The organism is Moorena sp. SIO2C4 (genome assembly GCF_010672485.1).
GTDB lineage: Bacteria > Cyanobacteriota > Cyanobacteriia > Cyanobacteriales > Coleofasciculaceae > Moorena > Moorena producens.
Genome location: NZ_JAAHGN010000082.1, coordinates 1 through 12,867, shown reverse-complemented (window position 1 = coordinate 12,867; position 12,867 = coordinate 1). Strand labels below are relative to the sequence as shown.

Below are 12,867 nucleotides of genomic sequence, written 5' to 3'. Positions count from 1 at the left end.
GGAATCCTCCGACCAGATTTCATTAAAGAGTGCATCAGCTTGACCCTCTATAGTCTCCTCTGGGTCTAAATCTATACGAGTACAGTTCAATTCTGGATGTTCCAAGCTAATCACTTTGCCCATTCCCCACACCGAAGATTGGGCTACTCCTGGTATGACCGGATGATTTGACGACACTGCTTGAGCACCACTCGTCACTAACCATAATCGAGGTACAATGGATAACCCTGCTTTTACCAATGCTTGTACTAAAGATAGAGTTGTGCCACACCCTAGCTTAGACAAACTTCCTAACTCCTCAGAATTAACAGTTTGCCCCACTCCGGCTTCCGTCGTCCAACATTGTACTACTCCATATAATGATGGTGATTTCCCTGCTACTGTCTCTATTACTTCCTCAAAATCTTCAAGGTTGTTGGGATTAATGGTAAATTCTGCGGGAGCTATCTGTTGATACTTTTCTCCAGCAAACACTAAAGTACAAACCTCTCCCACTGAGTTCAGTTGCCTTGCTAACTGTTTACCTATTCCCTCTTTGTCTGCTAGTATCAACCAACTCTTAGAACCATCATTCGTTTGTTCTAACTTCGTTTGAGAGCTTTGAGCTACAATTACCGTTTGCCCTGACAATGTTTCTGCCATTCCCTCCACTTCTGGCATGGTGACTACTTCGGTAAAATCTGTTTCTCTCAACACCTTTTGCCATTGGTCTCTACTCAGCAAAGGATAATCTGGTCGTAATTCATAATCATTGAATTTCCACCATCCTTCTAACAGTCCAAATACTAAATCTAACCATCGTTGAGCAGTTGTTACTTCTAACAACACTAACATTCCCCCATCTGCTAATAGTTCTCGCACATGGGATAATGTCTGCTTCATAATTGTGGTTGCATGGAGGACATTGGCTGCAATAATTATATCATATTGATTAGCCTCAAATCCTTGACTTTTCGGATCTACTTCTATGTCTAAGGTTTGATAGCTAATGAATTGATAATCCTGGAATTTATCTTGGGCTTTTGCTGTAAATAATGCCCCTATATCGGTGAATATATATTCGGTTTGCTGGGGATTTAGATGAGGCAGGATATAGCTGGTCGTCCCTCCTGTTCCCGCTCCGATTTCCAACAACCGTATGCCTCGGCTTTTAGGTAATTTTTCTATAGCCTTGGTGATGGATTTTTCTACTATTGTGTTCATCACTTTAGCTACTGTTGACTCTTCATAAAGTTGAGTCGCTGTGGTCAAATCTCCTTGGGGGAAAACTAACTGAACTGGGTCTATTGCTCCTCGTAATACCCCACTTAATTGACTTGCACAACGTTCCAGTAGTGTCAATGTTGCTGCTTCTTCTGGATATTGATTCTGTAAACTCTGGCTTTTTTCAGTAGGCTTGACTTGAGCTAAGGTTTGTTCCACTTGCCACTGCTGCTGATTATAATTGAGTATTCCCACCTCTGTTAATATTTGTAGCAGACGCTTAAACAGTTGTCTCTGACTGGGAACTATGCCTAATTTTTTGACTGCTGCATCAAATTCAAAGCTTTCTGTTGGTTTGTATGACCAACCCATTTCGTGCAATGCTTGTACTATATAATCTACAGTTAATTCTTCTAAGCTTGTTTCAATAGACCCTGTTCTTTTCTGATCTACTTGAGTTACTAATTCTGTCAGAGTTGGAGCTAATTTTTGGGCAATTTCTACAGGAGGTCTCAGGAAATCTGGAGGGAGTAGTTTACCTAAAATACCTTGGCTTCTCCACTCTACTTCATACAACCAATTTTCTATTGATTCGGTTTCTGTTCCCAGTAGGGTCTGTTTAGTTGCTAGTTTTAGTTGTAAACCTTTGAGGTTGGCAATTATTTCTCCTGAAGGAGTTACTATGGTGACAAGAGTCGTTAAACTTTCTGGAGTTTTCACTTCGGGACTGGTTACTGATGCGTAGGCCCATAGACTCAGCCCGGGATTCTTATATAGTTTGAATTCTTCTATTCCTACTGGCAGATAAGTTTGGTCACTATCTGTTGCTGGGAGTGCCTGAAATATTACTTGCAAGGCTGCATCTAATAGTGCTGGATGGAAATTATAGTCCCTTGTTTGTGTTATCAATTCTTCGGGGAGTTTGATATAAGCTAGTGCTTGGTTTGTACCCGACCACAATTCTTGAATGCCTTGAAAGCTATTTCCGTAGTCTATCCCTACTTGTTGACATTTTTGATAATGTTGTTTGACTTCTATTGCTTGATTAAATTCACTCTTGTATTTTTCTAGGTCAATTTTTGTCTGAGTAGGGGGGGTTGACTCTTTTCTGATTTTTCCTGTGGTGTGGAGTCTCCACTCCTGTTGTTCTGGTTGAGAAAATATTTGAAACTTGTAGCTTTGGTTGTCTGTTGGGGTGAGTATGGTTTGGGCATTTGTCAATTCTCCTGCTGGTAGTATCCATCCTCTACCTATGGTTAGGTCTTCTATTACTATCTGGGGTGTTTTTAATTGGTGATTTCCTGCTGCTATTGCTATTTCTAGGTAGCCGGTTGTGGGAAATAGTGCTTGATTAAATACTCGGTGGTGGCTGAGATAATTGGGTGATTTTTCTCCTATTTGTGATGCAAATATTTGTTGTTCCCCTGCACAATTTAGCTTTTGACCTAATAGGGGATGGAGGTTTTCCCCTTTTGAAAATTGCTGTTTAGGCCAGAAGTTGTTGTTGGTTTCTATCCAATAACGTTCCCGTTGGAATGGATAAGTCGGCAATGCTACTTTCTGACGACTATAGTCAGAGTCAAACCCTGACCAATCTATTTTGGCTCCTTTTACATACAATTGTCCTAAGCTAGAGAGCATTTGTTGCCATTCATCCACTCCTGGACGTAATGATGGTAACCATACTCCTACATCTTCTGGTACACATTGACGTCCCATCCCCAGTAATATTGGTTTGGGTCCAATTTCTAGGAACAGTTTGCAACCCTCTTGATACGTATTTTTCAGGCTCTGGGCAAAGCTCACTGGTTGCTGGACATGGTTAACCCAATATTCAGCAGAAGTGATCTCATCACCTACCAGTTTGCCAGTGACATTAGAAATAAGTTTGATTCGAGGCTTGTTATAAGTGACTTGTTTGGCTATAGTTTCAAACTTGGCCAACATTGGCTCCATCAAAGGAGAATGGAAAGCGTGGGATACCTGTAACTGTTTAGTCTTAACTCCCATTACTTCTAGTTTACTACAAATACTTGCGATCGCTTCACTCTCACCAGAAATCACTATACTTTCTGGCCCATTGATGGCAGCAATGCTGACAGCGGACTTCTCCAACCCCTCTTGGGAACTATAGTCCGCGATCGCCTTTTTGACCCGCTCCTCCGATGCCAACAACGATACCATCTTGCCACCAGCAGGCAACTGCTGCATTAACCTGCCACGCATGGCAATTAACTTCAAACCATCTTCAAGACTGAAAACTCCTGCAATACAAGCTGCCACATATTCTCCCACACTGTGGCCCATCACCACATTTGGTTTAATGCCCCAAGAAAACCATAACTTGGCTAAGGCATATTCAATAGCAAATAGAGCCGGTTGGGTATAAGCAGTTTGGTCTAGCAAAGAAGAACTTGAGTTTTGTGCTTCTTGAGGATAAAGTACTTCTAAAAGCGAATGTTCCAAATACGGACGTAGGATTTCATCACATTGATCTAACCCTTGACGAAAAGTAGGTTGACTTTCATACAATTGCCGTCCCATATTTACATACTGGGAACCTTGACCGGTGAAAAGGAAGGCGACTTTAGGACGCTTGCGACCAATCTTTTGACCCTTGAAAACTCCTGGTGTTTCCTCTCTTTCTGCGGTAGCCTTTAATTGTTCCTGTAACTGCTCTGTTGATTTGGTGACAACAGCGAGGCGATATTTGAAATGCGTACGCCCCACATTGGCTGTATAACAAACATCTCCTATTGCCAATTCTGAATGTTTTTTCAAGTGGTGCTCATAACCGGTCACTAACTGTTCTAGAGCTTCTTCCGTTTTCGCTGAGAGCGTAAGCAGATTTACTGGACGTTCTAACCGTTTTTCTTCCGTGTTCCCTATTAAGAGTTCTTTGTTCTCTACTTCTGCCAACACCACATGGGAGTTAGTGCCACCAAAACCAAAGGAACTCACACCTGCGTACGCTGGCATTGATTTTTCTGGCCAAGGTGTCAGAGTTTCCTGTACTCGCAATGGTATTTCGTCAAACTTGATATAAGGATTCGGCTCAGTGAAATTTAGACTTGGTGGAATCTGGCGATAGTGAAGTGACAGCGCCACTTTAATTAATCCGGCAATACCTGCTGGTGCTTCTAAATGTCCGATATTGGTTTTAGCTGAACCGACTGCACAGTAGTCACCAGGAGCACGACCAACAGAAAGCACTGCTCCTAAGGCTTTCATCTCCATCGGGTCTACCAGTTTTGTCCCAGTCCCGTGAGCTTCTATATACTGAACCTGACCTGGTGAAACTCCTGCATTTTTGTACGCTGCCCGTAACACCGCTTCCTGTGCCAAGGGATTGGGGGCTGTCAGTCCGTTGCTGTATCCATCTTGGTTAACTGCGCTTCCCTTGACTAAGGCATAGATGCGGTCTCTGTTAGCCAGGGCAAGAGATAGTGGTTTCAGTATCACTAACCCTGCACCCTCACTGCGGACATAACCATCAGCTTTGGCATCAAAGGTTTTACACCTACCGTCAGCAGCCATAAATCCTCCTTGGGCATAGGCTACTGACATCCACGGCGATGTCACCATATGTACGCCTCCCACCAAAGCTAGGCTAGATTCTCCACTCCACAGGCTTTGACAAGCTAAGTGTACTGCTACCAGGGATGAAGAACAGGCAGTATCTATGGCCATGCTCGGTCCATGGAAGTCGAAAAAGTATGAGAGGCGATTGGCGTTAATACAATTTAAGTTACCTGTGCCTGTATAGGTACTAAAGTTACTGGGATTTTGGGCGATGAGTTCGTAGTAGTCGAAGCTTGATACCCCCATGAATACCCCTGTGGGTGTACCTGCCAATTCTTCTGGTGGTTGTCCAGCGTCTTCTAAAGCTTCCCAAGCTAGTTCCAGCAATAGCCGTTGTTGGGGATCCATTGTTTGGGTTTCTCGGGGAGAAATACCAAAAAAATTCGGGTCAAATCGATCTACTTGCTCTAGAAAGCCACCCCACCGACTGTTCGTTTTCCCTGGCTTGGAGATGTCGGCGTCATAAAATAATTCGTTATCCCACCGAGAAGCTGGCACTTCGGTAATTGCGTCTATACCATTACACAGTAATTCCCAGAATTCTTCGGGATTTTTAGCTCCTGGGAAACGACATCCCATTCCTATTATTGCTATTGGTTCTTTATTCATTGGTATTTAACTATTTTATTCTCGAATTTGTTATTTACATAAATTATTTTAAAATTATTTGTTTAAAATTTAGTTTTGGTTTATAGCTCTATGTATCCCCCAAAATTATTTTAACATTTGATTTTTTTTTCAGACTTAATATTAATTTTTATTAATATCTGTATTACTAATCTAATACAGTTAGAGGTGATTTACTGACAAACTATTTATTGGCTACACTATGGCTGAGGAATATATCAGATATCCCTCAGAGGTTGTCTGAGAAGTCTCATTTGCTACATCCAAGCCCCCGTTGGTCCCCCTCTGGGGGACTTTTAGAAGCAAATTGACTCTTGTTTCCCCCAAAGTTGGGGGGTCAGGGGGGCAAAATTCAGGATCAAAAAACTTTTCAGATATCCTCTCAGCAATCACCAGTGAATTTCAACAAATATTATGCACCAAAGTGCTCTGCCATAGCTTCTATTGTGGGGTAACTATACAGAATTGTTGGGTCTATTTCTTTTGATAGCCAATCCCCGAAATCGCTTGTTAAAGATATTGAGGCTGAAGAATCTAGACCGTAACGATTAAAAGAAGTACTTGTCGATATTTCTTCAATTTCTAGATCTAATAGTTGTGACAGATAAGAAATCAACCACTCCTGAACCTCATCTACTGTGGGTTGATTCTTATTCTCTATACTTCCATTATCTACACTAGTCAGGTTTTCGGTCTCTACGGTTAAGTTTTCCATAATTTATTGATGGGGAGTTACTAGATTTTACTGAAATTATTGACGATACGTGTAACTATCATCAGCTCTCACCAATTAATGATAGTTACACCTCCTAATCTTGTTCAGGTTTCCTATTTTTATTTCTTCTGAACAATCAAGCTAACTTCTTAGCTTCGAGCATTTTGGCGCTTGGCAACTTCACATCCCAAACTAAACCTAATTTTTCCAATAACCAAATTAGGCAGTAACCTAAATCTATTTGCCACCATTTTAACCCGATCGCTGCCGAATTTTCAAAAGTATGGTGATTATTCTGCCAGGATTCTCCAAAAGTAGGAATAGCCACCCAAATATTGTTCCGACTCTGGTCTTTACTATCGAAAGGATGAGTCCCAAAAGCATGAGAAAATGAATTGATACTTAAAATGGAGTTATCTACCACAAACATCCTTACAAATCCACCCCACAGAAGACCTTCCACAGCCCCTATCCAAGAGCCATGAATAATTCCTCCTAAAATAGTTGGCATTAGCAGACCCAAAACTATCCACACTACATAATGGCGATTAATCTTGCTAATGGTTTTGTCTCGCATCAATTCTGGCGCATAATACATCGGGTTAGGATACTCGTGGTTTGTTAGCCAACCCACATGGGCGTGCCACAGACCTCGTAATTTCCCAAATATTCCTTCCCCTAGTAATTCGGGATTTGGGGAATGGGGATCACCAGGCAGGTCGCTGTACTCGTGATGGCGACGATGCACTGCTACCCAGGAGACTACAGGTCCTTGAGCGCCCATACAACCTAGAATTGCTAAAATGACTCTCATCGTCTCGCTGGTTTTAAAAGCACGATGGGCAAAGTAGCGATGTAGTCCCAAACTCATCCCAATCATACTCAATGCCCACATTCCTATTAGTAGTCCTATTTCCACGCTACTGATCGGGTACCACCATAGTAAAGCGATCGCTATTACTGTTCCGATTGCTGGAATGACATTGTACAACAGAAAGTGTTTGGTCTGGAGACCTTTTATGTAGTCATTTAATATAGTTTTTGACTTTTGAGTTTTGGCTGGTTTAAAAGATTCTTTGGTCACATCCATTGGAATTGACATCAAACTGTCTCCTTGGTTACCATTTTCTAAATTTTTTCATTTTTTACAAGGCCATAACACCTGTTTAATACTAAGGATCTAGGGCCTAATTTTCCCGGTTACATAATTGGCGGTATCTCGGTAAATTCCATCAAATTATATCATCAATCTTTATCAAATCAACCCATCAAAACTACCTCCATTTAAGTGGAGACCGCTGCTTGTCTTTTACTTGCCACTTTTCCCCTGGCTTCCAACTGGTCTAATGTTCCTTCCAAAAACTTAACTCGGCAAGCAGAGCGTTGTATTTTACCACTTGATGTTTTAGGAATGCTCCCAGCTTTTATTAATACTACAGAATACACCTGTAGATCATGTTCGTCTGTAACTGCCTCTCTAATATTTCCCACTACCTCATTTAGATCTAGTGTCTTTTGGTAACTACGCTCCACCTCCTGAACCACTATTAAACGTTCTTCTCCCTTAATCTCCACTGCCAATGCTGCTCCATGACTAGAACGCAGTGATGGGTGACTTTTTTCCACGGTCAATTCAATATCTTGGGGATAATGGTTGCGACCACGAATAATAATCACGTCTTTGATACGCCCTGTAATGAATAGTTCCCCATCTTTCAAAAATCCTAAATCCCCTGTGCGCATAAATGGCCCTTCACCACTTTCGGCAAGGTTTGCATGAAAAGTCTTTTCTGTCTCTTCTAACCTATGCCAGTATCCTACAGCCATACTAGGATCGCAGACCCAAATCTCTCCTACCTGATCTGGTTGACATTTTCTCAAAGTGTTTCGATTAACGATCGCCACTTTCATCCCACCAATGGGAGGTCCACAGCTAACTACAAATCGTACTACCTGATCTTTGTCTGCTGGTGATACTACTACAATTTTATTTTTTTCTAGGGCTTCTGCTGCTAAGGTCAACACCCTGGCTTTTTCCCCATGTTTTTTAGTCGAAACCAACAAAGTTGCTTCCGCTAGTCCATAAGCTGGATAAAGAGCATCCCTACGGAAACCAAATGGTTCAAAAGTGGCAATAAAATTTTCCACTGTTTCTTGGCGAACTGGCTCGGCTCCGTTGCTAGCTGTACGCCAACTACTTAGGTCTAAATTCGCCCTTTGTTCTGCTGTGGTTCTTCTTAGGCAATGTTCGTAGGCAAAATTTGGTCCTTGACTATGGGTAACTCGGTAGCGTGAAATTGTCTGTAGCCAACGAATGGGTCGCATATAGAAGGCGATGGGCGACATCACATAGCAGGGAATACCGGAATATAGCGGTTGGATTAGTCCATCAACGAGTCCATAATCGTGAAAATGGGGAACCCACGTTGTGGCGATACTGTCTGATGTATAACCCCAAGCTTCTTTTATGTAACTACAGTGGTGTATTAAATTTTTGTGGGTTAGCATCACACCCTTTGGTGTTGAAGTGGAGCCGGATGTGTATTGAAGATAAGCCAGAGTATCGCCATTTAGATCTGGTTTTTGCCATTTTTGTGATAGCGAAATAGGAATTTTATCGCTAACTATCCATTTGATGCTTTGGAATTCTGAAGACAACTGAGAAGTGGATTCTTTGAGTTGGGAATACTTGGAAAAATCAGTAAGTATTACCGAAGCTTGGGCATCAAAGACAATTGCTTCAAGCCTAGGTAGTGTCCGCTTCAGTCTAATTGGGTCTGGTGGTGGTGCCGGAATGGCAACCACTCCTGCATACAAACACCCAAATAAGGCGGCGATAAATTCTAGTCCCTGTGGATATAGGAGTAAAGCCCTTTCATTCCTATCTACTTGTTTTTGAAGTTCTACAGCAATTGCCCTGGCTTTTTCATCTAATTCTTTGTAACTTAGGCTATTTACCTCTTTTTCCCCATTCTGTAGGAAACTGTAAGCTTTTCGAGCAGATTGATAGTGGGAGCGATATTGAAGAAGGTCAATTAAAGTAGAAAATTCTTGCTCATTTTTCATATACTCAATTTGGATTCACCACTATTGTTTGCCAATAACGTACGCAATTTTCTGGTCTAACCATGGCTGACCACAACCTATAACCTTACGGACACCTGTAACCTAGCTACAGACTGGTATTACTTGGTTTTGTTCTAGTGCTTTCCTCTGCATAGGTATGCGTACGCTAACCACCGAGACAGATTTTGACTGCGTCGGGGTGGTGGATATGTGGGCACTGCAATTACGCCAGCATACAAGCACCCAAACAAAGCAGCAATGAAGTCTATACCTGGTGGTACTACTAGCGAGCATTGCTCGTTCCCCCGTTGCCCCCAGAGACGGCAACTGACAGGCGTACGCCCTTGAGCGTTGCTCTAATACCTCATAGGTGATACGAGCAGTTTCTTTTTCCCCTTTTTCCTTGAAGGTATAAGGGATTTGTTCAGGCTGAGAATGGGCTCTCAAGCGCCACAACTCTACCAGATTGTCAAACTTCTCGTCAAGGTCTGAAAATCTGATATTTTTCAAGTTTCAACCTCCTTGGTAGATAGCGTTTTTCAACGCTTACTTGCTCCGTTTCAACAGTTTTTTACTGTTTTAACTTTACTTAGGTGTACTTAGGTTTCTGAGCCTTGAGAGGCAACGAAATTCGGCACCATGAGAAATTTAGCACGAAAAAAATAACCTGTCAACCCTAATCGTAAATAAATTCTGCTTGACTCTCGTCCCACCTATAGATATATAAAACCTAAGTACTCTGACATCTAGGAGTACTCACTAGCAGTAATCCATTGATTAAGGTACTTTCGTCCTAGGTTTTAGGGAGTAGGAAGTAGAGAGTAGGGAAAAAATGCTCTATATCTCATTACTAATATAAACGCTATTAATTTTTTTTTTTTTTGAACTGTGTTAAGAAACTTGAAGTTGCTCAAACCGTTGCTGTTCCCTATTCCGAGACCCAAAGTTTCCAACTCTTAACAGTCCACTTTACTTGTCTGGGACTCCTTAGCTATAGAAAAAGCTATAGAAAAATAACATTTTCAACCAGACTCTCCCAACTCCTGATTGGATCTGATCAGGATTTCTGGGAAAACTTAGGATAAGATGCTAATGGAGATCAGAGGATAACTGTGTCTCAAGACCTATTGCAAAACCGAGACTACACCATAATTCTGGCAAGAAATGCCTCTAAAAATTTTGGAACCCTGCCTGGACTGGACAAGCAGTGGTTGCTAGCTCAGGAGTCTATTATCGCCTTGGCAAAGAAATGTGAGGAACTTGATCCAGATGGACTCACTATTTATATTGCATCTACTCCCTATCAAAAATATGACAACACCACTAGTCAGGCATTAGTTGACCTGTTTGAGCAGCCCTATGGTTCAGACAGCATCAATGTGGTTGAGCCGCTCAAAGTTGCACTTGATGACCACTTTAGCCGTAAATCCCGCCAGCAGACAAAAGCAAACGGTGATATTATTATCGTCATCCTGGATAGTGAACCAAAGCCACCCATGGCTGTAGTCAAATTGCTAGTGGCAGCAACTAATAAGATGGATTCTCAGGAAGAACTGGGTGTGATGTTTGCCCAAGTGGGGGAAGACCCCATTACTCGTGGTTTTCTAACTGCTTTAGATGATGATTTACATGCTGCGGGCGCTAAGTTAGATATTGCCGACACTAAGCTTTTGTCAGCTATGGAGGAAAGTCAGATTACTAAGTTTTTGCTCGATGCCCTATATGATTAGGATGTAAGCTATCAGCGGTCAGCCGTCAGCCGTCAGCCTTGAGCTTTCAGCTTATTTTATTCAAAAGCACCTCCAGTAGCCTGGCCACAGGCCCAAAGCTGATAGCTGATAGCTGATAGCTGACCAGCTTATGGGTATTAGCTGATAGCTTTGATGAAAATGAATGCTTACCAATGAACACGGTTAAGTTGCAAAAACTATAGCATTTCCCAATAAGTTTAAACAAGGAATACCATTTGTTTTTTTATCAAAAATACCTATATACTTGACTTGATTAAATCTTGCCTCTTGCCTCTTGCCTCTTGCCTCTTGCCTCTTGCCTCTTGCCTTTACCTAAGGATTCTGTTCACAACTCAAATACAAACGCTATATGTCTACACCAACCAATATCAATAAAATTATGATTGAACGTCCTAGCCAAGACCATCTTGATAACTTGGGTGTCTCAAATTGGCCAATTTGGACAAAGGAAGTCTCGGAATTTCCCTGGACTTACGATGAACAGGAAATTTGTTACTTACTAGAAGGTGAAGTAGTTGTCACGCCAGATGGTGGTGAACCAGTTCAAATTGCCAAAGGAGATTTGGTCACTTTCCCAGCTGGAATGTCTTGCACCTGGAAGATTATTTCTAATGTTAGAAAACACTATCAATTTGGCTAGAATTTTGGCGTTGCTGAATTAAGGAATGAATGCGCGATTATCTGGTGAAAGTTAAAGCCCCCTAAATCCCCCAAGCGAGCAATCCCTCGCTTGGGGGACTTTAAGAGTTTTGTTCCCCCCAAGCGAGCAATCCCTCGCTTGGGGGGCTAGGGCGTGTTTTCAAAGTTTTCCGCAAGATTATGATCCCCCCCAGCCCCCCTTAAAAAAGGGGGGAGCCATACTCAAAGTCCCCCTTTTTTAAGGGGGACCAACGGGGGATCTCCGAGGCAAGAAAACACGCCCTAGGGGGGCGAAACCATACCCAGAATCAGCAACGCCGGATTTTTTCCCTGTTCCCTATTCCCTATTCCCTGTTCCCTAAAATCAAAAAATTGTGTACCTCAGCGAATTCAAAACCGCTATAGTGTTAAATTTGTCCACTTAACGTTACATTGCAACATGGGTGAAGTACCCCAGCCTGCTTCGCTGAGGCTGGGGCTTCCAATCTCAACTCAAATCAGGGACGGTCTTATTCGTCAAATGGGCTTCCCGCTTCATCCGCCGATGCCTCAACCAGCAAGCTAGCGTTGGTCTTACTCAGCGTCCACAGGCAGACATCCGCCTTCCGCAGATGTATAGTTTTTCGACAGACTCACCTTGGAATTACGGCTCTATGGCCAACCAGCCGGGGCTTGTCTCTTCCCTGAGCTCTGCTAGTACTTTTACACCTTTAAGGTAGCCTTTTAGTCAGTCAGGCGGGTCATCGACCAACTTTATTATAACACGATTCGCAACAAGTCCTCGTCTCGCTATCCATCCCAGAGACGAAACCTTAGGATAGTGGAGCCTTAATCAAAAAGTTTTAACCCTTTTACCCATAATCGACTAACCATAAAGGCGACCCTATCCTTACGGTAACTTCAACACCTTTAAAGAAGGTGGGGAATTCCGCGAGTTTTGTTAAAATCTACGAACTGGATTCTCCCAGTGATGATCAATCGTTAGAGTATGTGACCAATTTTGGTCACGAAAAAACTAAAGACATCAAGGGGGGGACGAAATTGATCCATGACATACGAGACTTCCCAATTATACGAGAAGGACCTCCTCCAATCGAGGACTGGATCATTGTGCGGGAAGGACCACCGCCACCCCACGACTGTATCATTCTGCGGGAAGGACCACCACCACCGCCATTTCTCGAAGACCTCTACAGTCCTCCAAAACCTGGTTTTCATCCAGGTCATGTTATATAACTAGGACTGGTGAAGTATAGCGCTACGCCCAAGACAATAGGCAATAGA

At 42.5% G+C, this 12,867-nt stretch carries 9 protein-coding genes; 3 read left to right on the top strand and 6 right to left on the bottom strand.

Features of this window, described 5'->3' with window-relative positions:
* From F6K20_RS07090 to F6K20_RS07070, 5 genes are all read right to left on the bottom strand, one after another.
* A partial coding sequence (locus F6K20_RS07090) for a type I polyketide synthase (RefSeq protein WP_287294237.1) occupies nucleotides 1-5,394 on the bottom strand: 5,394 nt, incomplete at its 3' end.
* A 430-nt stretch (nucleotides 5,395-5,824) separates the two neighbouring features.
* The gene (locus F6K20_RS07085; protein ID WP_008184030.1) at nucleotides 5,825-6,127 is read right to left on the bottom strand and encodes an acyl carrier protein; all 303 of its coding nucleotides are present in this window, start codon (nucleotides 6,125-6,127) and stop codon (nucleotides 5,825-5,827) included.
* 136 nt (nucleotides 6,128-6,263) lie between these two features.
* Nucleotides 6,264-7,229: an acyl-CoA desaturase gene (locus F6K20_RS07080; RefSeq protein WP_202799201.1), complete on the bottom strand. Its 966-nt coding sequence runs from the start codon at nucleotides 7,227-7,229 to the stop codon at nucleotides 6,264-6,266.
* A gap of 182 nt (nucleotides 7,230-7,411) precedes the next feature.
* Nucleotides 7,412-9,193, bottom strand: coding sequence for a fatty acyl-AMP ligase (locus F6K20_RS07075; protein ID WP_008184034.1), 1,782 nt, complete (start codon nucleotides 9,191-9,193; stop codon nucleotides 7,412-7,414).
* A gap of 102 nt (nucleotides 9,194-9,295) precedes the next feature.
* Complete coding sequence (locus F6K20_RS07070; RefSeq protein WP_161603162.1) at nucleotides 9,296-9,703, bottom strand: fatty acyl-AMP ligase; 408 nt, start codon at nucleotides 9,701-9,703, stop codon at nucleotides 9,296-9,298.
* A gap of 602 nt (nucleotides 9,704-10,305) precedes the next feature.
* Here F6K20_RS07070 and F6K20_RS07065 point away from each other — a divergent pair.
* Nucleotides 10,306-10,923: a vWA domain-containing protein gene (locus F6K20_RS07065; protein WP_008184037.1), complete on the top strand. Its 618-nt coding sequence runs from the start codon at nucleotides 10,306-10,308 to the stop codon at nucleotides 10,921-10,923.
* A gap of 46 nt (nucleotides 10,924-10,969) precedes the next feature.
* Here F6K20_RS07065 and F6K20_RS07060 read toward each other — a convergent pair whose 3' ends face one another.
* Nucleotides 10,970-11,104 (bottom strand): hypothetical protein, encoded by a 135-nt coding sequence (locus tag F6K20_RS07060; protein WP_287294235.1) that lies wholly within the window; start codon nucleotides 11,102-11,104, stop codon nucleotides 10,970-10,972.
* A 189-nt stretch (nucleotides 11,105-11,293) separates the two neighbouring features.
* On the opposite strand from F6K20_RS07060, the gene F6K20_RS07055 reads away from it, so the two are divergent.
* Nucleotides 11,294-11,584, top strand: coding sequence for a cupin domain-containing protein (locus F6K20_RS07055; protein ID WP_008184039.1), 291 nt, complete (start codon nucleotides 11,294-11,296; stop codon nucleotides 11,582-11,584).
* Between the two features lie 917 nt (nucleotides 11,585-12,501).
* Nucleotides 12,502-12,819: a hypothetical protein gene (locus F6K20_RS07050; protein ID WP_287256888.1), complete on the top strand. Its 318-nt coding sequence runs from the start codon at nucleotides 12,502-12,504 to the stop codon at nucleotides 12,817-12,819.
* The last annotated feature ends 48 nt before the right edge of the window (nucleotides 12,820-12,867 follow it).